Raw genomic sequence first — 26,815 nt, 5'->3', positions numbered from 1 at the left:
ATGTTTCGCCATCTGAAATCCGATATTGAAACGGTGCTCGATAATGACCCCGCAGCCCGGAATTCATTTGAGGTTGTTTTTACCTATTCGGGTTTGCATGCCATATGGGCGCATCGCCTTGCGCATCGGCTGTATAAGCGGCGATGGTTTACCGTTTCCCGCCTGATTTCGCAAATAAGCCGTTTCTTCACAGGCATCGAAATCCATCCGGGGGCAACGATCGGTGAGCGGTTGTTCATCGATCACGGCATGGGAGTCGTTATCGGCGAAACCTGTCAGATTGGCGACAATGTTGTCATTTATCAGGGGGTCACACTTGGGGGAACAGGGAAGGAAAAGGGCAAGAGGCATCCGACCATCGGCAATAATGTGGTCATTGCTTCGGGAGCCAAGGTGCTTGGATCGTTCCGCATCGGGGATAATGTAAATATTGGCGCTAATTCGGTGGTGCTCCGCGAGGTGCCGGCAAACAGCACCGTGGTTGGGATTCCAGGGAGAATGGTTCGAAAGGATGGGGAGCGGGTGAAGGACCGGCTGGATCATACCCAGCTGCCGGATCCCGTGATTGATATGCTGCGGGGCATGCATAAAGAAATAGAGGAATTAAGAGCCGAGCTTGAACGCGAACGGCAAAAGCAATCTATTGCTGGAGGAGATCAGATAAGATGAGTCTGCACATTTATAATACGATGCACCGGAGCAAAGAAGAATTCAAGCCCCTGGAGCCCGGCCAGGTCAAGATGTATGTATGCGGCCCTACGGTATATGATTATATTCATATCGGCAACGCGCGGCCTGTGATCTTTTTTGATGTGGTCCGGCGTTACCTGGAAACAACCGGCTATCACGTGAACTATATCGTAAATTTCACGGATGTGGACGATAAGCTGATCCGTAAAGCCGAGCAGCTGGATATGACCGTTGCGGAAGTGGCGGAGAAATTTATTCATGCGTTTAACGATAATATTGAGGCTCTTGGCGTGCACCGGGCTACGTTGAACCCCCGAGTGACGGATCATATTCCGGAGATCCTGGCCTTTATCGAGGGCCTGGTGGAGACCGGCTATGCTTATGAAAGCGGCGGGGATGTCTTTTTCCGGACTGGAAAATTCAAGGACTACGGGAAGCTGTCGCACCAGAATATGCAGGAGCTGCAGCTCGGTATTCGGATTGAAGTGGACCGCCGCAAGGAAAACGGGCAGGATTTTGTGCTCTGGAAGGCGGCGAAGCCGGGAGAAGTGCATTGGGAAAGCCCTTGGGGAGCAGGGCGGCCTGGATGGCATATTGAATGCTCGGCCATGGCGCGCAAATACCTAGGGGATACGCTGGATATTCACGGAGGCGGCCATGATTTGCAGTTCCCGCATCATGAATGCGAAGTGGCCCAGTCGGAGGCCTTTACAGGCGAGCCGCTGGCAAGATACTGGATGCACAACGGCTACATTCATATCAATAATGAAAAAATGTCGAAATCGCTGGGCAATGGCATCACGGTCAATGAGCTGCTCAAACGGGTGAAGCCGGAAGCCCTCCGTTATTTTATGCTTTCCGCGCATTACCGAAGTCCGTTGAATTTTAATGACGAGACCATCGCTCAATCGGAAAACAGCGTGGAACGGATTGCCAACTGCTATGGCAATTTGCATCACCGGCTGGCCGTCGCAGTGAACGAGCAAGGTGAAGGGGCGGCTGCGCTGCGTGCCCGCGTAGAAGCTATTCAGGCTCAGTTTCAAGCCAAAATGGATGATGATTTTAATACTCCCGATGCGATTACGGCGGTTTTTGATTTGGTCAGCGAAGCTAATTTGTATTTGCAGCGTCCCGTTGCAGCCGCGGAAGAACTGCAAATACTGATCTCCGCTTTTGAAGCTTTCGACAAGGTTCTTGGGCTGCTGCCGGCGGCTGGCGAAGGCGAGCTGCACGATTCGGAAATCGATGCATTAATTGTCGAACGGACGGAGGCGAGAACAACGAAGAACTGGAAGCGTGCCGATGAAATCCGCGATCTGCTGGCAGGGCATGGGATTGTCCTGGAAGATACCCCGCAGGGCATTCGCTGGCGGCGCAAATGATGGATACGAATGGTCTATTGTTCTATCCGCCGGCCAAACAGACGAATCTGATCAACCCGGTTGTTCTGGCCTATGTGGGCGATGCCGTGTTTGAGATGATTGTCCGGCAATATCTGGTCGCCAAGCCCAATCACAAGTCGAATTATTTGCACCGGCAAGCGACAAGCTTTGTTTCCGCAAAAGCGCAGCGTGTCATCCTGGAGCGGTGGCAGCCTCTGCTCACGGAGCATGAAGCGGACATCGTCCGCCGCGGGCGCAATGCGAAATCGGGCGCGCCCCCAAAAAATGCCGATCTGGCGGATTACCGCCAGGCTACAGCTTTGGAATGTCTGGTCGGGTATCTTTATTATGAGAAACAAACAGATCGGCTTCGTGAGCTGATGGAGATCGCTTTTCAAGATTCATCTGCAGCGGCAGGCCATTTCGAGGAGGATAACAGATGACAGAGCAGCATGATTCACAGGAAGAATGGATAGCCGGCAAGCATCCGGTGATGGAGGCGCTGCGTTCCGGACGGGAAATCAATAAAATCTGGATTGCCGAACAATCCCAGAAGAACGCCGCCCCCATTATTGCCGAAGCGAAAAAAGCGGGTATAATCGTCCAGTTTGCCGACAAACGCAAACTGGACGGGATGGTGGAAGGCGCAAATCACCAGGGCGTTGTCGCACAGGCGGCCGCTTACCGCTATTTTGAGCTGGACGAGCTGCTTGCGCGGGCGCGGTCAAGCGCAGAGATGCCGTTCCTTCTGCTGCTCGATGAAATCGAAGATCCCCATAACCTGGGTTCGATATTGCGGACAGCGGAATGCACGGGGGTTCATGGCGTCATTATTCCCAAACGCCGTTCGGCATCGTTGACCGCAACCGTTTCAAAAACCTCAGCGGGCGCGGTGGAATATGTGGCCGTCTGCCGTGTTACCAACCTTGCCCAGACGATCGACAAGCTGAAAGAAGAAGGCATTTGGGTTGCGGGCGCAGATGTGGGAGCGCAGCAGGACGTATATGCGTCTTCCACGAAATTCGATATGCCGCTGGCGATCGTCATTGGGAATGAAAGCAAAGGAATCGGCAGGTTGATCAAGGAAAAATGCGATTTTCTAGTCAAGCTGCCAATGAATGGACAATTGAATTCGCTGAATGCTTCGGTTGCCGCCGGGGTGCTGATGTACGAAGTGCTGCGGCAGCGCGGGAGCCTCTAGGCAATGCGACGCCGCGACGATGTACTGCTTGTGGACGGCTACAACATGATTGGAGCATGGCCGAATCTTGCCGCGATGCGCGATACGGATCTGGAAGGCGCACGCGATAAGCTGCTGGAAATGCTGGCTGACTATCAGGGCTTCACAGGCATGTCCGTCACGGTCGTATTTGACGCGCATCAGGTTCCGGGCACAGGGTCTTCCTTTAACCAGTTCCGGGTATCGGTTGTGTATACCAAAGAGAAAGAGACCGCTGACTCCTGTATCGAACGGCTGGCGATAGAGCTTGCACTGCGCAGCCGAAACCTTTATGTGGCGACGTCCGATCTGGTAGAGCAGCATGTTGCTTTTGGCAAAGGGGCGCTTCGGATTTCCGCCCGGGAGCTGCTGATCGATATCGAGCAAAACCGCAAAGCCATTGAGCGTACCCTGGTGGACAAGTCTTACCGGCGCAATGAACTGGATGATAATTTGACCCTGGATGTCCGCTCCAAGCTGGAGCGCTGGCGCAGAGGCGAGCATTGATTGGACGCTTTCTGGACGATAATGTTATAAAACTTGACGCAAAATGAGTATGAAACGGGACTATCTTCCAGATTTGCTAATTTATCAAAGATTATTCAGCAGGAAGTTGATTGACGGCCCAAGGTTACATAATGTATACTGATTCTATGTTTCTGTCGGGATTTGGTAGAAGTTAGTTAAGTGAATGTTCAAAAAGACAGGTTTACTTATGCGCCTGACCTGCTTCGTCACCAAAGGATTTTTTTGAATAATCTCTTAATAGCTTGGTATCTTTTCTTGTAATGACATAGTGGAATTGTAACCTATTAACGAAAATGATTGCGTCTCTTTAAATTTTGCGCAATGCACGCCTTTCGAGCCGGAGGGATTGTTCGTGAGCATCGACCTCAAAGAATGGAAACCGCTGGACTATGACTGCAGAACGGACGAAGATATTGTAGAAGCGGTTCGTGAGGGTGACGGCGAAGCGCTGGAATATTTGATCAACAAGTACAAGAATTTCGTGCGTGCCAAAGCGCGGTCCTATTTCTTAATCGGGGCTGATCGGGAGGATATTGTGCAGGAAGGGATGATCGGCCTCTACAAGGCCATCCGTGATTTCAAAGGCGACAAGCTGGCCTCCTTCAAGGCTTTTGCCGAGCTTTGCATCACGCGTCAGATCATTACCGCCATCAAGACGGCAACCCGCCAGAAGCATATCCCGCTCAATTCATATGTCTCGTTGGACAAACCCATCTATGATGAAGACTCCGATCGTACGCTGCTTGACGTCATTTGCGGGACTCGGGTATCTGATCCCGAAGAGCTGATCATCAATCAGGAAGAATTTGTAGGTCTGGAAGATAAGATGTCCGAAATATTAAGCGATCTGGAACGCAAGGTGCTTATGCTCTATCTGGACGGGCGCTCCTATCAGGAAATTGCAGTTGATCTGGACCGGCATGTGAAATCTATTGACAATGCGCTGCAGCGGGTCAAACGCAAGTTGGAGCGTTATCTGGAAATTCGCAATATTAGCAACTGAGGATTCAAGGAGAAACGAAGTCGGTTTCTTCTTTTTTTATTTTACAGGCGTTCGGTTTGAAATAACGCAATGCCGCGCATAATGGAAATAGCAGGTATTCACCCTTATTCTAATCCTCGTAATTGTTTGAATCAGCGGGGTTCGGCAGGAGGGGGCCGATTGGTTAAGATTCAATTTATCTTGACAGTGTATATTGCATATGATAAAGTATCCCAGGTAGCCCTAAATAGGTCTTTTTTTTGATGGGCGCATTTGAATCTTGAATCTTGTTTGTTCCACATACAATCGGGATCGGGGTTTAACGGATTTAAACTTTTTTTATTTATGGTAGTTCGGGAGGTGTAAAGCAATGCGGGTAATTATTACGTTGGCTTGCACAAACTGCAAACAAAGAAACTACGCTTCCAGCAAGAACAAACGGAATCACCCCGACCGCATCGAGATGAAGAAGTTTTGTAAGTTCTGTAACGAACATACTCCTCATCGTGAAACAAGATAGGTCAATTTGGAGGTGTGGAAGTGACATTTTTTGCTAAAATGAAGCAAAGCTTCGGGTCGACTTTTTCCTTTTTCTCCGACAGCGTCGCGGAATTAAAGAAGGTTCGTTGGCCAAGCCGTAAAGAGTTGACCAGCTATACACTCGTAGTATTAGTAACGATTATAGCGGTAACCATTTACTTCTGGGTTCTTGACATCGGCATTTCCGCATTGGTCGAACTGATCGTTTAAGAAGGGGCCAAGGGTGGCTAGTTATGGAAATGGAAAAAAGATGGTATGTTGTGCATACCTACTCCGGGTATGAAAACAAGGTAAAAGCGAACTTGGAGAAACGTGTTGAATCAATGGGCATGGAGGACAAAATTTTCCGTGTGCTTGTTCCTATGGAAGAAGAAGTGGTAAACAAGGACGGCAAGCAAAAGGTCGTCATGCGTAAAGTTTACCCCGGATACGTCCTGGTGGAAATGGTTCAAACCGATGATTCCTGGTATGTGGTTCGTAATACGCCTGGCGTGACTGGATTTGTCGGATCAACTGGTTCCGGTTCAAAGCCTACTGCCCTTCTGCCTGATGAGGTGGAGCAGATTTTGCGCCACATGGGTATCGACGAGCCTAAGCCAAAAATCGAATTTGATTTGAAGGAAACGGTTCGTGTGAAAGTTGGACCTTTTGCCGATTTTGTCGGTACGGTAGAAGAAATTCTGCTGGACAAAAGCAAGCTCAAGGTACACGTCAACATGTTTGGCCGGGAAACGCCGCTTGAACTGGACTATACTCAAGTGGAGAAAATCTGATTCCCGCTGTCTTCGGACAAAAAGCTTGGTTGTGTAAGAATTCTATTCTGACAGCCAAATGGATTATTTGAGCAAGGAGGTGTGCATCATGGCAAAAAAGGTCATCAAAATGGTGAAATTGCAAGTTCCAGCAGGTAAAGCGAATCCGGCTCCGCCGATCGGTCCTGCACTGGGTCAAGCTGGCGTAAACATTATGGCATTCTGTAAAGAATTCAATGCTCGTACAGCGGATCAAGCCGGCTTGATTATTCCGGTTGAAATCTCTGTTTTTGAAGACCGTTCGTTTACTTTTATCACCAAGACTCCACCGGCAGCCGTATTACTTCGCGTTGCAGCAGGAATCGATAAAGGATCGGGTGAACCGAACAAGAAGAAAGTCGCTACGGTTAAACGTTCGAAAGTACGTGAAATCGCAGAGCAAAAAATGCCTGACCTTAACGCAGCTTCCGTTGAAGCAGCTATGCTTATGGTTGAAGGTACGGCGCGCAGTATGGGCGTTGTCATCGAAGACTAATCAAAAAACGCAAGGTGTCAGGAATTAGCGGAAGCTATGCTTTTGCTAGTAGTGGGAGGATCTCCTAAAGGGAGGATTTTCCGTTAAAACCACACGAGGAGGAAAATTTCAATGGCTAAACACGGTAAGAAATACCAAGAAGCTGCCAAACTGATTGACAGCGAAGCAATCTACGAAGCCGCTGAGGCGATCGAGCTTGTTAAAAAAGCAGCGACAGCCAAGTTCGACGAATCAGTTGAAGTTGCTGTTCGTTTGGGTGTAGACCCAAGAAAACAGGACCAGGCGGTGCGCGGCGTAGTCGTTCTTCCGCATGGTACAGGTAAAACCAAGCGTGTGCTTGTTTTCGCAAAAGGCGACAAAGCCAAGGAAGCGGAAGCGGCTGGCGCAGATTTTGTTGGCGATGCTGACATGATCACCAAAATCCAACAAGGCTGGTTCGAATTCGACGTTTGCGTCGCTACTCCGGACATGATGGCTGAAGTTGGTAAACTGGGTCGTATTCTCGGTGGTAAAGGTCTTATGCCGAACCCGAAAGCGGGTACCGTTACGTTTGACGTGACGAAGGCTGTTCAAGAGATCAAAGCCGGTAAAATCGAGTATCGCCTTGATAAAGCAGGTCAAATCCATGCTCCAATCGGCAAAGTATCGTTTGACGCAGAGAAGCTGAACGAGAACTTTCGTGCACTTATCGATGCGCTGAACCGTGCGAAACCGGCAGCTGCCAAAGGGGTTTACCTGAAAAACATTGCTGTTTCCTCGACAATGGGTCCTGGCGCGCGTGTTAACACGTCCGTCTACCGTTAAGAGAAACAACATCCAACAATCGAATACGCATACCGTAGACAGTAGGTGCTGCTGAAGCTTAATTTCCTACCGAGGTGTTATGATAATAGTGTTTGTTCATTTCAATCATCAAGAATGAAATGTTAAACGGACCATCATGGCCTTCGCAATTGCTGCGGGGGCCTTTCTCATGCATCGAGGAAGAAATCCTTCGCTAGAAGCGGGAATGCCCGAGAACAAAACGGGAGGTGTACGAAAATGGCAAACGTTAAAATTATTGAAAACAAACAACAAGCTGTTAACGAAATCGCGTCGAAACTTCGCGAATCTTCCTGCACAGTAATTGCAGACTATCGTGGATTGAGCGTGAAACAAATTACGGAGCTCCGTAAACAGCTTCGCGAAGCGAACATTGAGTTTCAAGTGCTGAAAAACTCACTTGTACGTCGTGCTACGGCAGGAGCGGAACTATCGGAACTGGATGCAGTTCTTGTAGGCCCAACCGCTGTTGCTTTCAGTAAAGACGATGCAGTTGCTCCTGCAAAATTTTTGAATGATTTTGCTAAAAAGAACGACGCTTTGAAACTGAAAGGCGGCGTTGTTGAAGGCCAAGTTATGAATGCGGAACAAATCAAAGCGTTGGCGGATCTTCCGTCCCGCGAAGGTTTGCTCTCCATGCTCCTCAGCGTCCTGCAAGCACCAATGCGGAACTTCGCCCTTGCGGTTAAAGCAGTGGCCGAGAAGCAAGAAGCGTAAGGAACAGGCTCGGCTGAACCGGGCAGCACTACTGGCATGATTGGAACAAAAAAATAAAAAAAACATTTGGAGGTTCTACCATGAGTAAAGATCAAATCTTGGAAGCCATTAAAGGCATGAACGTTCTTGAACTGAACGATCTCGTTAAAGCAATCGAAGAAGAATTCGGCGTAACCGCTGCTGCACCAGTAGCAATGGGCGGCGGAGCTGCAGTTGCAGAAGCTGCTGAGCAAACAGAATTCGACGTTGTTCTTAACGGTGCTGGCGCATCCAAAATCAACGTTATCAAAGTCGTTCGCGAAATCACAGGTCTTGGCCTGAAAGAAGCGAAAGATCTTGTTGACAACGCACCAAAACCAGTTAAAGAAAAAGTAGCTAAAGAAGAAGCAGAAGCGGTTAAAGCGAAGCTTGAAGAAGCAGGCGCTTCCGTAGAAGTGAAGTAATACGCTTATTTATAGCAGCGGACCCCTTGAGGCTTTGGCTTCAAGGGGTTCGTTTTATTGAAAATATAAGAGGACATACGTTTTCACCTGTACGAGGCTTATATTTCTAAGTAAAGAGAATTGCTTCGCCGCAAAGGAAGGTGTCAGCTGTTTCTTCTTATCTGCAGGAAAATTTCAGGTTAACGAGTGGAGGGAAATCATGTCGGATCACTACTTCACACAAACCCCCGATGTCAAACATCAGCGCCAAATCCATGAAGCGGTTATGCGTGGAAGAAAGCTTCGCTTTATCACGGATTCCGGCGTTTTTTCCAAAACAGGTATCGATTATGGTAGCCGTGTGCTAATAGAGAATCTGCACCTGGAGCGGGATGCAAGAGTACTCGATGTGGGATGCGGTTATGGGCCGATCGGGATTTCGGCAGCTCTGGTGGCGGACGCGGGCCATGTAACGATGATCGATATTAATGAGCGTGCAGTAGCATTGGCTCTGGAGAATGCGACGCTGAACGATGTGAATAATGTCACGGTTTTGCAAAGTGATCTATTCGAAGCGGTTCTTGACCGGAGGTTTAATGCCATTATCACCAATCCGCCGATCAGGGCTGGGAAGGCAGTTGTTCACCGGATATTCGAGGAGGGCGCGAAGCTGCTTGAGCCCGGGGGAGCGATGTGGGTGGTCATTCAGAAGAAGCAAGGGGCGCCTTCCGCTGAGTCGAAGCTGGAGAGTATCTTTGACAATGTGGAAGAAGTGATCAAAGACAAGGGGTATCGGGTTTTTCGGTCCATAAAAAAACCAGGCTGACAACATGAATATTTTGTTGACTTGGGTTGACTGATGTGATATCATTATAAAATGTCAGTATTAAAATGGGCTCTTTCTCTTTAGTCAACTAAAATGTCAAGCGCTATTTTATGAGAGTAAAAGGGCGCATTTGACATAAAATGTTAATCTTTTGGGCAAAATTACTTGATATGAGACCTTCCGTGTTTTTACCCGGGAAGCGGCTGACGGAAACATGCTCTTTTTTCGAAATTTTCGATAAGGGCTTTTCTTTATTCATTCGAGAAAGTTTGGAGAAATCCTTCTTTCTGGAGATGAAAGGTTCACAAGATCGCCGTCCCCTAGAGGACGAACGGTCGGTTTTTGCTGGTTTCCAACAGAATTTGCCTGCTGAGCACGGTGATTTAGGAAGGATTTACGTTCACTTTCTGTGAAGCAGACATGAGGGGTGAGGTTAAGTTGGCAGGACAACTTGTTCAGTATGGTCGACGCACGCGCAGAAGCTATGCTCGTATTCGCGAGGTGCTTGAAGTTCCGAACCTGATTGAAATCCAACAAAAATCGTACGAGAAATTTTTGGAGAAGGATCTTCTTGAGCTTTTCCAGGATATCTCGCCGATTCAGGATTTTACAGGTAATTTGATGCTTGAATTCATCGATTATTCGCTGGGCGAACCGAAATATTCGGTCGATGAATCGAAAGAGCGCGACGTAACTTACGCGGCTCCGCTGCGGGTTAAGGTCCGGCTTATCAACAAGGAAACCGGCGAAGTGAAAGAGCAAGAAGTGTTCATGGGTGATTTTCCGCTCATGACCGAGACAGGTACGTTCATAATCAACGGTGCGGAACGTGTCATCGTCAGTCAATTGGTTCGCTCACCTAGCGTCTACTTCAGCACGAAAGTTGACAAAAATGGTAAGAAAAACTACACGGCTACGGTGATTCCGAACCGCGGTGCATGGCTGGAGCTTGAAACTGATGCGAAGGATATCGTCTATGTCCGGATCGACCGGACACGGAAGATACCGGTTACGGTTCTTCTTCGTTCATTAGGTTTTGGCACAGATGCGGAAATTCTGGATTTGCTCGGGCATGACGAATATATCCGCAACACGCTGGATAAAGACAACACGGATTCAACCGAGAAGGCGCTTATCGAAATTTACGAACGTCTTCGTCCAGGCGAGCCGCCGACGCTGGACAATGCCAAGAGCTTGCTGGTAGCGCGTTTCTTTGATCCAAAACGATATGATTTAGCTAATGTTGGCCGGTACAAAATCAACAAGAAGCTTCATATCAAAAACCGTCTGTTTAATCAGCGGTTGGCTGAGACGCTTGTAGACCCGACGACGGGTGAGATTCTGGCAGAAACCGGACAAATGATTGACCGGCGCTTGCTTGATGAATTGATCCCTCATCTGGAGAAGAATGTCGGCTTCAAGACCTACCATGTTGCCAATGGCGTGCTTGATGCAGATAGTATTCCTCTACAGACTATAAGTGTATTCGCACCTAATGATGACGGAAAAGTTCTTAAGGTGATTGCGAATGGCTTGATTGATAAAGCTGTGAAGCATATTACGCCGGCGGATATTATTTCGTCCATTAATTACTTTATTGACCTGCTCCACGGTGTCGGCAGCACGGATGATATTGACCATCTGGGTAACCGTAGACTCCGTTCGGTAGGCGAACTGCTGCAAAACCAATTCCGTATCGGCTTATCCCGTATGGAACGTGTGGTTCGCGAACGGATGTCCATTCAGGATGCCAATGCGATTACGCCTCAGGCGCTTATCAACATACGTCCTGTTATTGCATCGATTAAAGAGTTCTTTGGATCGTCTCAGCTGTCACAGTTTATGGATCAGACGAACCCGCTTGCGGAGCTTACGCATAAACGCCGTCTGTCCGCGCTGGGCCCCGGTGGTTTGACGAGGGAGCGCGCAGGATTTGAAGTTCGTGACGTTCATAATTCTCACTATGGCCGTATGTGTCCGATCGAAACGCCGGAGGGACCGAATATCGGGCTGATCAACTCCCTGTCGAGCTTTGCCCGAATCAACGAGTATGGCTTTATCGAAGCTCCATACCGCTGGGTAGATGCGAAGACGGCTATCGTAACCGAGCAGATTGCGTATCTGACGGCCGATGAAGAAGACAACTATGTCATTGCCCAAGCGAATGCGCAGTTGACCGAAGGCGGAAAGTTTGCTGATGACTCTGTCATCGTACGCTACAACAAGCAGGCTGATAATATCCTGACTATGCCGACCGATCGTGTTGACTATATGGACGTTTCGCCGAAACAGGTTGTTTCCGTTGCAACGGCGCTGATTCCGTTTCTTGAGAATGATGACTCCAACCGTGCGCTCATGGGATCCAATATGCAGAGGCAAGCCGTTCCACTTCTCATTCCGAAATCACCACTTGTCGGAACGGGGATGGAGCATAAGTCCGCTAAAGATTCCGGAGTTTGTATTGTATCAAAATATGACGGTGTCATCGAGCGTGTGTCTGCCAATGAAATTTGGCTGCGCCGCGTTGAGATGATTGACGGCAAACCGGTTACCGGCGATCTGATCAAACAAAAGCTGCATAAATTCATGCGTTCCAACCAAGGTACCTGTATTAACCAGAGACCGCTTTGCCGTAAAGGCGATGTGGTGAAAAAAGGCGATATTCTGGCTGATGGTCCTTCCACGGAAATGGGTGAATTGGCGCTTGGACGAAACGTTGTTGTCGCGTTCATGACATGGGAAGGGTATAACTACGAGGATGCCATCCTGCTTAGCGAGAAGCTTGTTAAAGAGGATGTCTACACTTCGATTCACATTGAAGAATATGAGTCTGAAGCGCGGGATACCAAGCTTGGACCGGAGGAAATCACCCGCGATATTCCAAACGTAGGGGAAGAAGCGCTTCGCAATCTTGATGAGCGTGGAATCATCCGCGTCGGTGCGGAAATCAGCGCAGGCGATATTCTGGTCGGCAAAGTGACGCCTAAAGGGGTAACGGAGCTTACCGCTGAGGAACGATTGCTGCACGCGATTTTCGGAGAGAAAGCCCGAGAAGTACGCGATACCAGTCTCCGGGTACCTCATGGTACGGATGGTATTGTTGTGGACGTGAAAGTGTTCACCCGTGAGAATGGCGACGAATTGCCGCCTGGCGTTAATCAGCTCGTTCGTGCTTATATTGCCCAGAAACGGAAAATTTCCGAAGGGGACAAAATGGCCGGACGTCATGGTAACAAAGGGGTTATCGCACGCATTCTGCCGGAAGAGGATATGCCGTTCCTGCCGGATGGCACGCCTGTAGAGGTTGTCCTCAACCCGCTTGGCGTACCATCGCGGATGAACATCGGGCAAGTACTGGAAGTCCATTTGGGCATGGCCTGTAAAATTCTCGGCATGCATGCTGCTACTCCGGTCTTCGATGGAGCGCGTGAGGATGACGTGTTTAATGCTATGGAAGAAGCCGGCATGCAGCGTAATGGTAAAACCATTCTTTATGATGGACGTACCGGTGAGGAGTTTGAGCGTGAGGTCACGGTTGGCGTCATGTATATGATCAAACTGGCGCATATGGTCGACGATAAAATCCATGCCCGTTCAACAGGTCCTTACTCGCTTGTTACCCAGCAGCCTCTGGGAGGTAAAGCTCAATTCGGCGGACAGCGTTTCGGTGAGATGGAGGTATGGGCGCTCGAGGCTTACGGTGCTGCCTATACGCTTCAGGAGATTCTGACTGTTAAGTCCGATGACGTGGTCGGCCGTGTTAAAACGTACGAGTCTATTGTCAAGGGTGAGAATGTGCCGGAGCCAGGAGTTCCGGAATCGTTCAAGGTCCTCATTAAAGAGCTGCAAAGTCTCGGTATGGACGTGAAGATCCTGAGCGAGAACGAAGAAGAGATCGAAATGAAGGAAATGGACGACGAGGATGACGGACAAAGCGATAAGCTGAACCTGAACCTTGAAGGTACGGAAGTAGGCGTAGAATAGACGTTTCTTGTACCAGTCGGTTTAATAACAGGCCGTTAGCGTCTCACGGCGTTACAGAGCCGGACCTCGTCAGCAGTGCTTAAGCAGGCAGGTCCGGCTTTAACGGGCAAATTGATTGCCGTAACATACAGAAGGAGGGTTGCTCCTTGTTGGACGTGAACAACTTCGAGTATATGAAAATTGGTTTGGCATCACCGGATAAAATCCGCTCTTGGTCCCGCGGAGAAGTCAAAAAACCGGAAACGATCAACTACAGGACATTGAAGCCGGAGAAAGAAGGGCTTTTCTGCGAGAAGATCTTCGGGCCGACTAAGGACTGGGAATGTCATTGCGGTAAATACAAGCGGGTTCGTTATAAAGGCGTGGTATGCGACCGCTGCGGCGTCGAAGTAACGCGTGCGAAGGTACGCCGTGAGCGTATGGGGCATATTGAGCTTGCTGCTCCTGTATCGCATATCTGGTACTTCAAAGGGATTCCAAGCCGGATGGGGCTTGCCCTGGATATGTCTCCTCGTTCGCTCGAGGAAATTATCTATTTCGCATCTTATGTTGTAACGGATCCAGGGGATACGCCACTTGAGAAAAAGCAGCTTCTCTCCGAGAAGGAATACCGCAGCTACCGCGAGAAATACGGATATGGATTCCATGCGGGCATGGGCGCGGAAGCCGTCAAGAAGCTACTTCAGGATATCGATGTGGAGCGCGAGCTGGAAACATTGAAGGAAGACCTGAGATCGGCACAAGGCCAGCGTCGTAACCGGGCGATCAAGCGCCTTGAAGTTATCGAAGCATTCCGTAACTCCGGCAATATGCCGGAATGGATGATCCTTGATGTTCTTCCGGTTATTCCTCCTGAGCTTCGCCCCATGGTGCAGCTGGATGGAGGACGTTTTGCCACCTCTGATCTGAATGACCTGTACCGCCGTGTTATTAACCGTAACAACCGTCTGAAACGTCTGCTTGATCTGGGTGCACCGGATATCATCGTGCAGAACGAGAAAAGAATGCTTCAGGAAGCGGTTGATGCACTGATTGACAACGGCCGCCGCGGCCGTCCGGTAACCGGTCCGGGTAACCGTCCTTTGAAATCGCTGAGCCATATGCTCAAAGGTAAACAAGGACGTTTCCGCCAGAACTTGCTCGGTAAACGTGTCGATTACTCCGGCCGTTCCGTTATCGTTGTCGGACCAAGTCTGAAGATGTTCCAATGCGGACTTCCGAAGGAAATGGCGCTTGAACTGTTTAAGCCTTTTGTTATGAAAGAGCTGGTCAATAAAGGGCTGGCTCATAATATCAAGAGCGCCAAACGCAAAGTTGAGCGTGTCAGCCCTGAGGTATGGGATGTCCTTGAGGAAGTTATTAAGGAGCACCCGGTTCTTCTGAACCGTGCCCCTACGCTTCACAGACTGGGTATCCAGGCCTTTGAACCGATTCTCGTAGAAGGCCGCGCCATCAAGCTTCACCCGCTCGTTTGTACCGCCTATAACGCGGATTTCGATGGTGACCAAATGGCCGTCCACGTTCCGCTTTCTGCTGAAGCTCAAGCTGAAGCGCGCCTGCTTATGCTCGCATCGGGCAACATTTTGAATCCGAAAGACGGCAAGCCGGTTGTTACGCCTTCACAGGATATGGTTCTGGGCAGCTACTACTTGACTATGGACAATAAAGAAGCCAAAGGGAGCGGTTCTGTCTTTGCTTCCGTGAACGAAGCGATTTCCGCTTACCAGCGTGGAATTGTATCCCTTCACGCGCGTATCTTTATACCGGTTAAAGTGCTGAACAAAACCATTTTCACCGAAGCACAGCAGAAATCTCTGATTTCTACTACAGTTGGTAAAATCATCTTCAATGAAATATTCCCGGAGACGTTCCCGTATATCAATGAGCCGACGAAAGTCAACTTGCTGCAGGGGACGCCCGACCGATATTTTGTTTATGAAAAAGGTACCGATCTGCATAAATTTATGGAAGAAGTTCCACAAATGGGTGCGGTAGGAAAAGAGTATCTCGGTCTGATTATTGCGGAATGCTTCAGGCAATATCATACGACCAAAACATCCGTTACTCTTGACCGGATCAAAGAGCTTGGCTTTACGTATTCAACACGTGCCGGTATAACTGTAGCCGTATCTGATGTTATCGTTCCGGATGAGAAGAAAGTGATCCTGGACGAATCGGAAGAGAAGGTAAAGGTGGTATCCAACCAGTACCGTCGTGGTTTGATTACGAACGAAGAGCGGTATGATCGGGTTATTGAGATCTGGAGCAAAACGAAGGACACCATCACGGAAGTGCTCATGAAATCAATGGACCGTTACAATTCCATTATGCTCATGGTGGATTCCAAAGCACGGGGTAACAAATCGCAAATCACCCAGTTGGGCGGTATGCGGGGACTGATGGCGAATCCATCCGGACGGATCATCGAATTGCCGATCAAATCGAATTTCCGTGAAGGCCTTACTGTACTCGAGTACTTTATCTCGACTCACGGAGCGCGGAAAGGTCTTGCCGATACGGCGCTTCGTACAGCTGACTCGGGGTACTTGACCCGTCGTCTGGTTGATGTGGCCCAGGATGTGATTGTTCGTGAAGATGATTGTGGGACGGATAAAGGCTTTACTGTCAGCAAAATTCAAGACGGTAAAGAGGTTATTGAGGATCTGTACGACCGTATTGAAGGGCGTTACTCCTTCGAAACCGTGCGCAATCCATCTACGGGTGAAGTGATTTTGAACCGCAACGAGCTGATCGACTCCAACAAGGCGGAAGAAATTATTGCCGCTGGCGTAGAGAAGCTGCAAATTCGTTCAGTTCTGAGCTGCCGCGCCCGTCATGGCGTATGCAAAATCTGTTACGGACGCAACCTGGCAACAGGTAAGTTCGTTGAAATCGGTGAAGCAGTTGGTATCATTGCGGCACAATCCATCGGTGAGCCAGGAACGCAGCTCACGATGCGTACGTTCCACACCGGCGGTGTTGCCGGCGATGATATCACGCAAGGTTTGCCGCGTATTCAAGAGTTGTTCGAAGCGCGTAACCCGAAAGGTCAAGCGATCATCTCCGAGCTCGATGGAGTCATCAAGGACATCCGTGAGACGAAGGACCGTCGTGAGATTGAAGTGCAGGGTGAAGCGGAGTCGAAGGTTTATGCCGTTACCTACGGTTCGCGTATTCGTGTTACAAAAGGCAAGCATATTGAAGCGGGAGACGAGCTGACAGATGGTTCGATCGATCCGAAGGATATGCTCCGCATCAAAGGTATCCGCGGTGTGCAGAACTATATTCTGCAGGAAGTCCAACGCGTTTATCGTAACCAGGGCGTTGAGATCAACGACAAGCATATTGAAGTTATGATCAAGCAGATGCTGCGCAAAATCCGAATCGTCGATGCAGGTGAAACGGCATTGCTTCCAGGTGCGTTCGTTGACATCCACGAATACGAAGCAGCCAACCGCGACGCCCTTCTCTCTGGACGAGAGCCAGCGGTTGCCAAACCGGTTCTGCTCGGGATTACAAAAGCTTCACTGGAGACGGATTCCTTCCTGTCTGCGGCTTCCTTCCAAGAGACGACTCGTGTCTTGACGGATGCAGCGATAAAAGGAAAAGTCGATCAGTTGCTTGGACTTAAAGAGAATGTCATCATCGGTAAGCTGATCCCAGCAGGTACGGGAATGCAGCGCTACCGCGGTATTCGCCTGAAAGGTTATGACGATGATGTGGAATCAACTGAGAAACAAGTGGATGAGATCGTTCCGGTTGAGTCTTAATCATCAGTTGATTGGCTGTTTTCCCGCGTAGTGGTCAGTAGCGGACCGGCGGTGTTAACCTCCATGGAGGTTAACACCGCCGTTTTCTGCGCTGATTCCAGCATGGGAACAAAGCATCCCGGGCATATGAAAAAAATATCTTCCCAGCAGCTTGACATACTGCGGCCTGAAATGCTAATATGTCGAAGTGTGCCTACTTGCATAACCCCTGCATTTAAACCAACCGATATTTTGTTTCTTTCATAGAGAAGTAACATATAGGTTTGGCTTGAAAGGAAGGGAAGACATGCAATTCATAATCGGCAGTAAACAGACGACTAAGATGGTGGAGCAAGGCAAAGCCGTTCTTGTCTATGTTGCGCAAGATACAGATCCACGAATGAAGGATGATATTGTACGGCTTTGTACGGCGGCTGGCGTGCCTATCTCATGGGTAGATACGATGAAAGGTCTCGGGGAAACCTGCGGCATAGAGGTCGGCGCTGCAATGGCGGCAGTGATACCAGAAATTGAATAAGGAAATAACGTTTTTGCCTTGAAAGAGAAGAGGCAGAAACTTTCATTTGTTTCTTTATGAACCGCCTGGATCTGTGGGCTTAAATAAGCCGAAATATTAGTCCCGTTTATTATCATGGGAAGGAGGTGGCAGCATGCCAACAATTAACCAACTAGTCCGCAAGGGCCGCGAAGCGAAAGTCGTTAAATCGAAATCGCCAGCACTTCAAAGAGGGTTTAATGCTTTGAAACGTGAAGAAACAAACATCAGTGCGCCTCAAAAACGTGGTGTTTGTACTCGTGTCGGTACAATGACACCAAAAAAACCGAACTCTGCTCTTCGTAAATACGCACGTGTGCGTTTGACGAACCGCGTTGAGGTTACGGCTTATATCGGTGGTATCGGTCACAACTTGCAGGAGCATAGCGTCGTATTGGTTCGTGGCGGCCGGGTTAAAGATCTACCGGGTGTACGTTATCACATCGTTCGCGGAGCACTTGATACTGCAGGTGTTAACAATCGTAAACAAGCTCGTTCCAAATACGGTACGAAGCGCGCGAAAGTGAAAAAATAAGATTTAATTTATGAAAGTCATTTCATGAAAACTTGAAGAAAGGGGGATCTGCACATGCCACGCAAAGGTCCAGTTACAAAACGTGACGTTTTACCGGATCCGCTTTATAACAGCAAACTGGTAACTCGTCTAATTAACCGTATTATGCTTGATGGGAAACGCGGTGTTGCCGCAACCATTCTGTATGATGCCTTCAAATTGATTAACGAGCGCACAGGTTCGGAGCCGATGGAAGTTTTTGAAGCGGCTATTAAAAACATCATGCCTGTACTTGAAGTAAAAGCCCGCCGTGTTGGTGGTTCGAACTATCAAGTACCGATTGAAGTTAAACCAGAACGTCGTACAGCGCTTGGTCTCCGTTGGCTCGTGAACTATTCACGAAACCGCGGCGAGAAGACGATGGAAGAGCGTCTGGCTGCTGAAATCATCGATGCATCGAACAACACGGGTGCGTCTGTGAAAAAGCGTGAAGATACACACAAGATGGCTGAAGCGAATAAAGCATTCGCGCACTACCGTTGGTAGGATTCGCATAATCGGGAGGAGACGAAATTATGGCAAGAGAGTTCTCCTTGAAAAATACGCGTAATATTGGGATTATGGCGCATATTGACGCTGGTAAAACAACCACGACGGAGCGGATTCTGTTCTATACAGGCCGTACCCACAAAATCGGTGAAGTGCACGAAGGTGCTGCTACGATGGACTGGATGGAGCAGGAACAGGAGCGCGGAATTACGATTACTTCCGCTGCTACAACTGCTCAATGGAATGGTCACCGCATCAATATTATCGACACCCCGGGACACGTTGACTTCACGGTTGAAGTCGAACGTTCCCTTCGTGTATTGGACGGGGCTGTTGGAGTTTTCAGTGCGAAAGAAGGCGTTGAGCCGCAGTCCGAAACGGTATGGCGTCAAGCCGACCGTTATAACGTACCGCGTATTGCTTACGTCAACAAAATGGATATCATTGGTGCAGACTATTTGAATGTTATCAATGATATGCGCCTGCGTCTTAACGCAAATGCAGTAGCTATTCAATTGCCAATGGGCGCTGAGAATGACTTTATAGGGGTAATCGACCTGGTTGAGCGTGTCGCTTACAAATATAAAGATGATCTTGGCAAAGACCCTGAGAAAATGGAAATACCTGCAGAATATAAAGAACAAGTGGAAGAGCTTCGTTTGGAGCTTGTCGAGAAAATCGCTGAGCTCGATGAAGAGCTTACGATGAAATATCTCGAAGGCGAAGAAATCAGCATTGCCGAAATGAAAGCTACATTGCGCAAAGGTGTTTGCGAAGTGAAGATTTTCCCGGTAATTTGTGGTTCCTCGTACCGCAATAAAGGCGTTCAACTGATGCTTGATGCTGTTGTGGATTACCTGCCAGCTCCGATCGATGTACCGGATATCAAGGGTCACCTTGATGATGGCACAGAGACGATCCGCAAGTCTTCCGACGAAGCGCCTTTCTCGGCATTGGCCTTCAAAATCATGACTGACCCGTTTGTAGGTAAACTGACGTTCTTCCGCGTATACTCCGGCGTATTGCATTCCGGATCTTACGTTGTGAATGCAACGAAAGGCAAACGCGAGCGGATTGGACGTATCCTTCAGATGCACGCCAATACGCGTCAAGAGATCAGCGAAGTTTACTCCGGTGATATCGCGGCAGCGGTAGGATTGAAAGATACAACAACGGGCGACACGCTTTGTGATGAGAAAAACCCGGTTATTCTGGAATCGATGAACTTCCCTGAGCCGGTTATCCAGCTCGCGGTTGAGCCTAAAACGAAAGCCGACCAGGATAAAATGGGTATCGCTCTTCAGAAGCTCTCCGAGGAAGATCCTACATTCCGTGCCCACACGGATGAAGAAACCGGTCAAACGATCATTGCAGGCATGGGCGAGCTTCACCTTGAAGTCCTCGTCGACCGTATGCTTCGCGAATTCAAAGTCGAAACGAATGTCGGTAAACCGCAAGTTGCTTACCGTGAAACTTTCCGTGTGCCTGCTAGGGTCGAAGGTAAATTCGTTCGTCAATCAGGTGGCCGTGGTCAATACGGACATTGCTGGGTTGAATTCTCGCCGCTTGAGCCAGGTACAGGTTTCATCTTTGAAAACAAAACCGTGGGTGGTTCCATTCCGCGGGAATATATTGGACCTGTTCAAGCTGGTATCGAAGAAACAATGAAGACTGGTGTTCTTGCAGGCTTCCCGCTTGTTGACATCAAAGCGGTTGTCGTTGACGGTTCTTACCATGACGTTGACTCCTCGGAGATGGCGTTTAAAATTGCCGGTTCAATGGCGCTTAAGGCTGCTAAAGAAAAATGTAGTCCAGTTCTGCTTGAGCCTATCATGAAAGTTGAAGTTACCGTTCCTGAAGAATATATGGGCGATGTAATGGGAATGCTTAGCTCCCGTCGCGGCCGTATCGAGGGATCGGACACCCGTCATGGTGCGCTTATCATTCGTGCCAAGGTGCCTCTATCCGAAATGTTTGGATATTCCACAACATTGCGTTCAGGTACACAAGGCCGTGGTGTATTCTCCATGGAGCTTTCGCACTATGAAGAAGTACCGAAATCGATCTCGGAAGAGATTATCTCCAAATCCAAAGGCGCCTAGTTGGAAAGCAATATAACGGGTGTCCAATAAGTTGTACATTGGCCAAAATGATGATCAGCCAGCCGGCTGGTGCATGACGGCCGATCACATATACAATCTTTTCATATTAAGGAGGAATTAGTTCAATGGCTAAGGCAAAATTTGAACGTAATAAACCGCACGTTAATATCGGTACAATCGGTCACGTTGACCATGGTAAAACAACGTTGACGGCTGCCATCACGACCGTTCTTTCCAAAAGATATGGTGGTTCCGCAATTGCATTTGATCAAATCGATAAAGCACCGGAAGAGCGCGAGCGCGGTATCACAATCTCAACATCTCACGTTGAGTACGAAACACCAACTCGTCACTATGCTCACGTTGACTGTCCTGGTCACGCCGACTATGTTAAGAACATGATCACAGGAGCAGCACAAATGGATGGAGCAATCCTCGTTGTGTCCGCATCTGACGGTCCTATGCCGCAAACGCGCGAGCACATTCTGCTCTCCCGCCAAGTTGGTGTTCCTTACATCGTAGTATTCCTGAACAAATGCGACATGGTTGAAGACGAAGAGCTCCTGGAGCTTGTTGAGATGGAAGTTCGCGACCTTCTTAATGAATATGAGTTCCCAGGTGACGATACTCCAATCATCCGCGGCGCAGCTCGTGAAGCTCTTGCTAATCCGGATGGCCCTTGGGCTGACAAAATCATTGAACTGTTCGAGCAAGTTGACACGTACATCCCTACTCCTGAGCGTGACGTATCCAAACCGTTCCTTATGCCGGTTGAGGATGTATTCACAATCACAGGCCGTGGTACAGTTGCAACTGGCCGTGTAGAGCGTGGCGTTGTTAAAGTATCCGATGAGATTGAAATCATCGGTCTTGCTGAAGAATCCCGCAAATGTGTTGTTACGGGCGTTGAAATGTTCCGTAAATTGCTTGACTCTGCTCAAGCTGGCGACAACATCGGCGCACTGCTTCGTGGTGTTGAGCGTAAAGATATTGAGCGTGGACAAGTATTGGCTAAACCGGGTTCGGTTAAACCACACACAAACTTCACTGCACAAATCTACGTTCTGACTAAAGAAGAGGGTGGACGCCACAAGCCTTTCTTCACAGGCTACCGTCCACAATTCTACTTCCGTACAACGGACGTAACGGGCATCATCAACCTTCCAGAAGGCGCTGAAATGGTTATGCCTGGTGATAACATCACCGTAACCGTTGAGCTGATTGCTCCAATCGCTCTGGAAGATGGAACTCGCTTCTCCATTCGTGAAGGCGGCCGTACTGTTGGCGCCGGCGCAGTGGCAAGCATCCAAAAATAAGGCAGTGCGGCATCAGCCGCATCGCTTTAATCCAAAGCCCTCACTTCGGTGAGGGCTTTTATTTATTTATCCACAGCTGGATAAATGGAGGACCAAACAACTCGAAGGTCCACTATCAGACATAGGAGGCAACTTGCTAATCCAATTCGTGGTGGGCCTCAGATCAATACTATATAATAGAAGCGTTTTATAGTGCTCAATTGGTGTAATACATTATGTGAAATTAATGTTGCATTCGCCTACCAGTTAAGATATAATAGTGAGCGTTGGTCTGCGACGTTGCGATGATGCGAGAGGTTGCCGACACACACGGCTCCTTTGCCATGAGGGGCGTGGCGGGTTTTTCTCGTGGAGTATGTCCGATACTAAATTGGGCGATAGAAGGAGGGACTTATATGGCAAAGCAAAAGATTCGTATTCGTTTAAAAGCGTACGATCACAGGATTCTTGACCAGTCTGCGGAGAAAATCGTAGAAACTGCGAAACGTTCCGGGGCAGGTGTATCTGGGCCGATTCCGCTTCCGACAGAGAAGCAAATCATCACCATTCTGCGTGCGGTACACAAGTACAAGGATTCAAGGGAACAATTCGAAATGCGCACTCACAAGCGTTTGATCGACATTGTCAACCCAACGCCGCAAACGGTCGATGCATTGATGCGCTTAGATCTGCCATCCGGTGTCGATATTGAAATCAAATTGTAATTTTTGCATAACGGAAACAAGAGAGGAAATGAGGTGTCAACATGAAAGGTATCTTAGGTAAAAAACTTGGTATGACGCAAGTGTTTACTCCTGAAGGTAACGTAATTGCGGTTACGGTTATCGAAGCAGGACCTTGTGTTGTTCTACAGAAGAAGGACCAAGAAAATGACGGCTATGAAGCGGTACAACTTGGTTTCTCAGACAAAAAAGAAAAAAGAGCGACAAAGCCGGAGATCGGCCACGCTAAAAAAGCCGATTCGGCTCCTAAGCGCTACGTTCGTGAAATTCGCGGCATTAACATGGGCGAATATGAAGTTGGCCAGCAATTGAAAGCTGACTTGTTCGCCGCAGGCGAGTTTGTTGACGTAACAGGTATTTCCAAAGGTAAAGGATTCCAAGGTAGTATCAAACGTTGGGGCCAAACCCGCGGACCGATGTCTCACGGATCGCGTTACCACCGTGGACCAGGTTCGATGGGATCGATTCAAGCGAACCGTGTACCGAAGGGCAAACGCCTTCCAGGTCACATGGGTAGCGAAACGATCACGATTCAGAATCTTGAAGTCGTGCGTGTCGATGCCGAACGTAATGTTCTGCTCATTAAAGGCTCCATTCCTGGACCTAAAAATAGCTTTGTAAAAGTAAAACTTACCGTTAAGAAATAAATAACCGTCTAAGAAAGGAGGAACATGAAATGCCGAAAGTAGCAATTTTTAGCGTGAATGGATCGCAAGTTGGCGATATCGAATTGTCGGAAACGATTTTCGGAATCCAACCTAACGTTCACGTCCTGCACAGTGCAGTACTGCTTCAGCAAGCTTCGGTTCGCAGAGGCACGCACAAGACGAAGGGCCGCTCTGAAGTACGTGGCGGCGGTCGTAAGCCTTGGAAACAAAAAGGTACGGGCCGCGCTCGTCAAGGTAGCACGCGCTCGCCACAATGGGTTGGCGGCGGTACGGTTTTTGGACCGACACCTCGCAGCTACAGCTTCAAACTGCCGAAGAAGGTTCGCCGTCTGGCAATCAAATCGGCTTTGTCTTCGAAAGTGATCGACAATGACATCATTGTTCTGGATCAGCTGGCATTTGCTCAGCCGAAAACAAAAGAATTTACCGCCATTCTGGGCAACCTCAAAGTCGCTCGCAAAGCACTTGTTGTAACGGCAACTTATGAGGACAATGTAGCATTGTCCGCTCGTAACATTCCGGGCATCAAATTCGTTGCAGCCGATGGCATTAATGTTCTGGATGTCATGACCTATGACAAACTGATTATTACTAAAGAAGCAGTTGAGAAAGTACAGGAGGTGCTTGCGTAATGAAAAATCCACGCGATATTATCAAGCGCCCGATTATCACGGAACAAACAAGTGACTTTATGGCAAATAAACGTTATGTGTTCGAAGTGGATATTCGCGCGAACAAAACGGAAATCAAAGATGCCATTCAACAAATTTTCAAAGTCAAAGTTTCCAGCGTAAACACGATGCGCGTACCGGGTAAACCGAAACGCCAAGGCCGCCACAGCGGATATACATCCGAGTGGAAGAAGGCAATTGTGCAATTGAGCGCAGAAAGCAATGAACTGGAATTTTTTGAAACGGTATAATAGAACAGGCAGAGGCTTTAACGAGCCTCCAGCAATCAGCTATGCCGTAACATAACGGTTAAGGAGGGAATCGAAGTGCCAGTCAAGAAGTATAAACCGACATCTCCGGCTCGTCGTAATATGTCTGTTTCGACGTTCGAAGAAATCACGACAAGCACACCGGAGAAATCGCTGCTTGCTCCGCTTTTCAAAAAAGCCGGACGCAATAATCAAGGCAAAATCACGGTTCGTCACCATGGTGGCGGCCATAAACGTAAATACCGGATCATCGACTTTAAACGTAACAAAGATGGTATCGTAGGTAATGTTGCAACGATCGAATACGATCCGAACCGTACCTCGAACATCGCACTTATCCACTATGTGGATGGCGCAAAAAGCTACATCATTGCTCCAAAAGGTCTGAAAGTCGGCACTAAAATCGTGTCAGGCGCAGACGCAGATATCAAAATCGGTAACGCACTGCCCCTGGAAAACATTCCGGTTGGTACAGTTATCCACAATATCGAGATGAAGCCTGGCAAAGGCGGACAGCTGGTTCGTGCCGCTGGTACAGAAGCTCAGCTTCTCGGTAAAGAAGACAACTATGCGGTTATCCGTTTGTCCTCTGGTGAAGTTCGCCGCATTCTGAAAACCTGCCGTGCAACAATCGGTTCTGTTGGCAACGAAGATCACGAGCTCGTGAAAATCGGTAAAGCCGGCCGTTCCCGTTGGCTCGGCAAACGTCCTGAAGTGCGTGGCGTAGTTATGAACCCGAACGATCACCCGCATGGTGGTGGTGAAGGCCGCGCTCCAATCGGTCGTAAATCGCCAATGTCTCCTTGGGGCAAGCCAACCCTTGGCTACAAAACGCGTAAGAAGAAAAAAGCATCAAGCCAGTATATTGTTCGTGGCCGTACGAAGTAATAGGTGCATGAGCGCCGCCGCGTGACGCGGGTGCGTCACGCAAAGCCAGCGTGAAGGGAGGATCATCTATGGGTCGCAGTTTGAAAAAAGGACCGTTTATTGACGGTTACCTGCTCAAAAAAGTTGAAGTGCTGAATGAAGCGGACAAGAAAACGGTTGTTAAAACGTGGTCTCGCCGTTCTACTATTTTCCCACAATTCATCGGACATACATTCGCTGTTTATGACGGTCGTAAGCATGTGCCGGTTTATGTAACGGAAGATATGGTTGGTCACAAACTCGGTGAGTTTGCACCGACGCGTGTATATAAAGGCCATGGTGACGACGACAAGAAGACAGGCCGTCGTTAATCAATAACAAGTTTTTGGATGATCGATCGAGAGGAGGTTCAACCATGCAAGAAGCTAAAGCGAGCGCTAATCACGTCCGCATTGCACCTCGCAAAGCACAGCTGGTTGTGGATTTGATTCGCGGCAAGCAAGTCGGCGAAGCAATTGCGATTTTGCGTCATACGCCAAAATCCGCTTCCCCAATCGTGGAGAAGCTGCTTAACTCCGCTATTGCAAATGCGGAGCACAACTACCAGTTGGACATTAACAAACTGGTCGTCGCTCAGGTTTTTGTTAACCAAGGGCCAACAATGAAACGTTTCCGTCCGCGCGCCATGGGTCGTGCAAGTCGGATTAATAAAAGAACCAGCCACATTACATTGGTGGTATCCGAAAAATAAGGAGGGACAACGTGTGGGACAAAAGGTAAATCCGGTTGGTCTACGTATCGGTATTATCCGTGACTGGGAATCCAAATGGTTCGCAGGCAAGGATTTCGGCGAGCTGCTTATGGAAGATGTTAAAATCCGTGAGTATCTCAAGAACAAATTGAGAGACGCGGCTGTATCCCGCTTTGAAATCGAGCGTGCTGCAAATCGCGTTAACGTAACAATCTATACTGCCAAGCCTGGTATGGTTATTGGTAAAGGCGGCTCCGAGGTTGAGAACCTTCGCTCCGAACTTGCTAAAATCGCTAAAGGCAAAAAAATTCACATCAACATCTCCGAGATCAAACATCCCGAATTGGATGCGATTCTTGTTGCAGAGAGCATTGCACAACAGCTTGAGCGTCGTGTGTCGTTCCGTCGTGCAATGAAACAATCGATTCAACGGACGATTCGTTCCGGAGCAAAAGGAATTAAAACAGCAGTCAGCGGTCGTCTGGGCGGTGCAGAAATTGCGCGTTCGGAAGGATACAGCGAAGGCACAGTACCTCTTCATACGCTTCGTGCGGATATTGACTATGGTACAGCTGAAGCCCATACTACTTATGGCCTGATCGGCGTAAAAGTATGGATCTATCGTGGCGAAATCCTTCCTACGAAGAAGAAAGCTGCTGCTCCCCAGGAAGGAGGCAACTAA

Annotated in this window: 29 protein-coding genes and 1 other annotated feature; all 29 genes read left to right on the top strand. The window is 48.8% G+C overall.

The window, feature by feature from the left end; genetic code table 11:
- The 29 genes from cysE to rpsC all read left to right on the top strand — a co-directional run bounded on the left by cysE (position 1) and on the right by rpsC (position 26,815).
- Positions 1-669 (top strand): serine O-acetyltransferase, encoded by a 669-nt coding sequence (cysE, locus tag IEY46_RS34670; RefSeq protein WP_189000534.1) that lies wholly within the window; start codon positions 1-3, stop codon positions 667-669.
- Positions 666-2,072: a cysteine--tRNA ligase gene (cysS, locus tag IEY46_RS34665; RefSeq protein ID WP_189000533.1), complete on the top strand. Its 1,407-nt coding sequence runs from the start codon at positions 666-668 to the stop codon at positions 2,070-2,072. Before cysE ends, cysS begins: the two co-directional genes overlap by 4 nt.
- On the top strand, positions 2,069-2,515 hold the full coding sequence (locus IEY46_RS34660; RefSeq protein ID WP_189000532.1) for a Mini-ribonuclease 3: 447 nt from the start codon (positions 2,069-2,071) through the stop codon (positions 2,513-2,515). The genes cysS and IEY46_RS34660 overlap by 4 nt, the downstream gene beginning before the upstream one ends.
- Entirely contained in the window at positions 2,512-3,273 is a 762-nt protein-coding gene (gene rlmB / locus IEY46_RS34655; RefSeq protein ID WP_189000530.1) for a 23S rRNA (guanosine(2251)-2'-O)-methyltransferase RlmB, read from the top strand. The genes IEY46_RS34660 and rlmB overlap by 4 nt, the downstream gene beginning before the upstream one ends.
- A 3-nt stretch (positions 3,274-3,276) precedes the next feature.
- Positions 3,277-3,798: an NYN domain-containing protein gene (locus tag IEY46_RS34650; protein WP_189000528.1), complete on the top strand. Its 522-nt coding sequence runs from the start codon at positions 3,277-3,279 to the stop codon at positions 3,796-3,798.
- Positions 3,799-4,171: 373 nt separating this feature from the next.
- Positions 4,172-4,822, top strand: coding sequence for an RNA polymerase sporulation sigma factor SigH (gene sigH, locus IEY46_RS34645; RefSeq protein ID WP_189000526.1), 651 nt, complete (start codon positions 4,172-4,174; stop codon positions 4,820-4,822).
- A 349-nt stretch (positions 4,823-5,171) separates the two neighbouring features.
- The gene (gene rpmG, locus IEY46_RS34640; protein WP_183604319.1) at positions 5,172-5,321 is read left to right on the top strand and encodes a 50S ribosomal protein L33; all 150 of its coding nucleotides are present in this window, start codon (positions 5,172-5,174) and stop codon (positions 5,319-5,321) included.
- A 20-nt stretch (positions 5,322-5,341) separates the two neighbouring features.
- Positions 5,342-5,551: a preprotein translocase subunit SecE gene (gene secE / locus IEY46_RS34635; protein ID WP_189000524.1), complete on the top strand. Its 210-nt coding sequence runs from the start codon at positions 5,342-5,344 to the stop codon at positions 5,549-5,551.
- A gap of 29 nt (positions 5,552-5,580) precedes the next feature.
- Entirely contained in the window at positions 5,581-6,114 is a 534-nt protein-coding gene (gene nusG / locus IEY46_RS34630; protein ID WP_189000579.1) for a transcription termination/antitermination protein NusG, read from the top strand.
- Between the two features lie 88 nt (positions 6,115-6,202).
- Entirely contained in the window at positions 6,203-6,628 is a 426-nt protein-coding gene (gene rplK, locus IEY46_RS34625) for a 50S ribosomal protein L11 (RefSeq protein ID WP_189000521.1), read from the top strand.
- A gap of 111 nt (positions 6,629-6,739) precedes the next feature.
- The gene (gene rplA, locus IEY46_RS34620) at positions 6,740-7,432 is read left to right on the top strand and encodes a 50S ribosomal protein L1 (RefSeq protein ID WP_189000518.1); all 693 of its coding nucleotides are present in this window, start codon (positions 6,740-6,742) and stop codon (positions 7,430-7,432) included.
- Positions 7,433-7,446: 14 nt separating this feature from the next.
- Positions 7,447-7,610: a sequence feature (ribosomal protein L10 leader region), on the top strand.
- Between the two features lie 59 nt (positions 7,611-7,669).
- On the top strand, positions 7,670-8,167 hold the full coding sequence (gene rplJ, locus IEY46_RS34615; protein ID WP_189000515.1) for a 50S ribosomal protein L10: 498 nt from the start codon (positions 7,670-7,672) through the stop codon (positions 8,165-8,167).
- A gap of 80 nt (positions 8,168-8,247) precedes the next feature.
- The gene (gene rplL, locus IEY46_RS34610; protein ID WP_189000512.1) at positions 8,248-8,610 is read left to right on the top strand and encodes a 50S ribosomal protein L7/L12; all 363 of its coding nucleotides are present in this window, start codon (positions 8,248-8,250) and stop codon (positions 8,608-8,610) included.
- Positions 8,611-8,809: 199 nt separating this feature from the next.
- A complete protein-coding gene (locus IEY46_RS34605) occupies positions 8,810-9,415 on the top strand; it encodes a class I SAM-dependent methyltransferase (protein ID WP_189000509.1) in 606 nt (201 codons plus the stop codon).
- Positions 9,416-9,835: 420 nt separating this feature from the next.
- Positions 9,836-13,399: a DNA-directed RNA polymerase subunit beta gene (gene rpoB, locus IEY46_RS34600; RefSeq protein WP_189000506.1), complete on the top strand. Its 3,564-nt coding sequence runs from the start codon at positions 9,836-9,838 to the stop codon at positions 13,397-13,399.
- Between the two features lie 146 nt (positions 13,400-13,545).
- Positions 13,546-17,169 (top strand): DNA-directed RNA polymerase subunit beta', encoded by a 3,624-nt coding sequence (gene rpoC / locus IEY46_RS34595; protein WP_189000503.1) that lies wholly within the window; start codon positions 13,546-13,548, stop codon positions 17,167-17,169.
- A gap of 286 nt (positions 17,170-17,455) precedes the next feature.
- The gene (locus IEY46_RS34590) at positions 17,456-17,686 is read left to right on the top strand and encodes a ribosomal L7Ae/L30e/S12e/Gadd45 family protein (protein WP_189000499.1); all 231 of its coding nucleotides are present in this window, start codon (positions 17,456-17,458) and stop codon (positions 17,684-17,686) included.
- 133 nt (positions 17,687-17,819) lie between these two features.
- Positions 17,820-18,239 carry a 30S ribosomal protein S12 gene (rpsL, locus tag IEY46_RS34585; RefSeq protein ID WP_189000497.1) on the top strand — a complete coding sequence of 140 codons (420 nt, stop codon included), beginning with the start codon at positions 17,820-17,822 and terminating at the stop codon, positions 18,237-18,239.
- A gap of 54 nt (positions 18,240-18,293) precedes the next feature.
- Positions 18,294-18,764 (top strand): 30S ribosomal protein S7, encoded by a 471-nt coding sequence (rpsG, locus tag IEY46_RS34580; RefSeq protein ID WP_189000494.1) that lies wholly within the window; start codon positions 18,294-18,296, stop codon positions 18,762-18,764.
- A 29-nt stretch (positions 18,765-18,793) separates the two neighbouring features.
- Positions 18,794-20,869, top strand: a complete 2,076-nt coding sequence (gene fusA, locus IEY46_RS34575) for an elongation factor G (protein WP_189000491.1) — start codon at positions 18,794-18,796, stop codon at positions 20,867-20,869.
- A gap of 125 nt (positions 20,870-20,994) precedes the next feature.
- Positions 20,995-22,185, top strand: coding sequence for an elongation factor Tu (gene tuf, locus IEY46_RS34570; protein ID WP_189000488.1), 1,191 nt, complete (start codon positions 20,995-20,997; stop codon positions 22,183-22,185).
- Between the two features lie 395 nt (positions 22,186-22,580).
- Positions 22,581-22,889 (top strand): 30S ribosomal protein S10, encoded by a 309-nt coding sequence (gene rpsJ / locus IEY46_RS34565; RefSeq protein ID WP_005544556.1) that lies wholly within the window; start codon positions 22,581-22,583, stop codon positions 22,887-22,889.
- 41 nt (positions 22,890-22,930) lie between these two features.
- Positions 22,931-23,554 (top strand): 50S ribosomal protein L3, encoded by a 624-nt coding sequence (gene rplC / locus IEY46_RS34560; RefSeq protein WP_189000485.1) that lies wholly within the window; start codon positions 22,931-22,933, stop codon positions 23,552-23,554.
- A gap of 29 nt (positions 23,555-23,583) precedes the next feature.
- The gene (rplD, locus tag IEY46_RS34555; protein WP_189000481.1) at positions 23,584-24,207 is read left to right on the top strand and encodes a 50S ribosomal protein L4; all 624 of its coding nucleotides are present in this window, start codon (positions 23,584-23,586) and stop codon (positions 24,205-24,207) included.
- Complete coding sequence (rplW, locus tag IEY46_RS34550) at positions 24,207-24,497, top strand: 50S ribosomal protein L23 (protein ID WP_189000478.1); 291 nt, start codon at positions 24,207-24,209, stop codon at positions 24,495-24,497. The genes rplD and rplW overlap by 1 nt, the downstream gene beginning before the upstream one ends.
- A gap of 75 nt (positions 24,498-24,572) precedes the next feature.
- Positions 24,573-25,403, top strand: coding sequence for a 50S ribosomal protein L2 (gene rplB, locus IEY46_RS34545; protein WP_189000475.1), 831 nt, complete (start codon positions 24,573-24,575; stop codon positions 25,401-25,403).
- A 68-nt stretch (positions 25,404-25,471) separates the two neighbouring features.
- On the top strand, positions 25,472-25,753 hold the full coding sequence (rpsS, locus tag IEY46_RS34540; RefSeq protein ID WP_189000472.1) for a 30S ribosomal protein S19: 282 nt from the start codon (positions 25,472-25,474) through the stop codon (positions 25,751-25,753).
- A 44-nt stretch (positions 25,754-25,797) separates the two neighbouring features.
- Positions 25,798-26,133, top strand: a complete 336-nt coding sequence (rplV, locus tag IEY46_RS34535; protein WP_189000469.1) for a 50S ribosomal protein L22 — start codon at positions 25,798-25,800, stop codon at positions 26,131-26,133.
- A 13-nt stretch (positions 26,134-26,146) separates the two neighbouring features.
- Positions 26,147-26,815, top strand: a complete 669-nt coding sequence (gene rpsC / locus IEY46_RS34530) for a 30S ribosomal protein S3 (protein ID WP_189000467.1) — start codon at positions 26,147-26,149, stop codon at positions 26,813-26,815.

The sequence above is a fragment of the Paenibacillus nasutitermitis genome, assembly GCF_014641075.1.
GTDB classification, from domain to species: domain Bacteria; phylum Bacillota; class Bacilli; order Paenibacillales; family Paenibacillaceae; genus Paenibacillus_Z; species Paenibacillus_Z nasutitermitis.
The sequence above is the reverse complement of the archived record's forward strand: the minus strand, read 5'-3'. Positions and strand labels throughout refer to the sequence as shown.

Coding starts and splice junctions, on each gene's coding strand:
- cysE (WP_189000534.1), top strand. CDS start 1: ATGTTTCGCCATCTGAAATCCGATATTGAAACGGTGCTCGATAATGAC.
- cysS (WP_189000533.1), top strand. CDS start 666: ATGAGTCTGCACATTTATAATACGATGCACCGGAGCAAAGAAGAATTC.
- IEY46_RS34660 (WP_189000532.1), top strand. CDS start 2,069: ATGATGGATACGAATGGTCTATTGTTCTATCCGCCGGCCAAACAGACG.
- rlmB (WP_189000530.1), top strand. CDS start 2,512: ATGACAGAGCAGCATGATTCACAGGAAGAATGGATAGCCGGCAAGCAT.
- IEY46_RS34650 (WP_189000528.1), top strand. CDS start 3,277: ATGCGACGCCGCGACGATGTACTGCTTGTGGACGGCTACAACATGATT.
- rpmG (WP_183604319.1), top strand. CDS start 5,172: ATGCGGGTAATTATTACGTTGGCTTGCACAAACTGCAAACAAAGAAAC.
- nusG (WP_189000579.1), top strand. CDS start 5,581: ATGGAAAAAAGATGGTATGTTGTGCATACCTACTCCGGGTATGAAAAC.
- rplK (WP_189000521.1), top strand. CDS start 6,203: ATGGCAAAAAAGGTCATCAAAATGGTGAAATTGCAAGTTCCAGCAGGT.
- rplA (WP_189000518.1), top strand. CDS start 6,740: ATGGCTAAACACGGTAAGAAATACCAAGAAGCTGCCAAACTGATTGAC.
- rplJ (WP_189000515.1), top strand. CDS start 7,670: ATGGCAAACGTTAAAATTATTGAAAACAAACAACAAGCTGTTAACGAA.
- rplL (WP_189000512.1), top strand. CDS start 8,248: ATGAGTAAAGATCAAATCTTGGAAGCCATTAAAGGCATGAACGTTCTT.
- IEY46_RS34605 (WP_189000509.1), top strand. CDS start 8,810: ATGTCGGATCACTACTTCACACAAACCCCCGATGTCAAACATCAGCGC.
- rpoB (WP_189000506.1), top strand. CDS start 9,836: ATGAGGGGTGAGGTTAAGTTGGCAGGACAACTTGTTCAGTATGGTCGA.
- IEY46_RS34590 (WP_189000499.1), top strand. CDS start 17,456: ATGCAATTCATAATCGGCAGTAAACAGACGACTAAGATGGTGGAGCAA.
- rpsL (WP_189000497.1), top strand. CDS start 17,820: ATGCCAACAATTAACCAACTAGTCCGCAAGGGCCGCGAAGCGAAAGTC.
- rpsG (WP_189000494.1), top strand. CDS start 18,294: ATGCCACGCAAAGGTCCAGTTACAAAACGTGACGTTTTACCGGATCCG.
- fusA (WP_189000491.1), top strand. CDS start 18,794: ATGGCAAGAGAGTTCTCCTTGAAAAATACGCGTAATATTGGGATTATG.
- tuf (WP_189000488.1), top strand. CDS start 20,995: ATGGCTAAGGCAAAATTTGAACGTAATAAACCGCACGTTAATATCGGT.
- rpsJ (WP_005544556.1), top strand. CDS start 22,581: ATGGCAAAGCAAAAGATTCGTATTCGTTTAAAAGCGTACGATCACAGG.
- rplC (WP_189000485.1), top strand. CDS start 22,931: ATGAAAGGTATCTTAGGTAAAAAACTTGGTATGACGCAAGTGTTTACT.
- rplD (WP_189000481.1), top strand. CDS start 23,584: ATGCCGAAAGTAGCAATTTTTAGCGTGAATGGATCGCAAGTTGGCGAT.
- rplW (WP_189000478.1), top strand. CDS start 24,207: ATGAAAAATCCACGCGATATTATCAAGCGCCCGATTATCACGGAACAA.
- rpsS (WP_189000472.1), top strand. CDS start 25,472: ATGGGTCGCAGTTTGAAAAAAGGACCGTTTATTGACGGTTACCTGCTC.
- rplV (WP_189000469.1), top strand. CDS start 25,798: ATGCAAGAAGCTAAAGCGAGCGCTAATCACGTCCGCATTGCACCTCGC.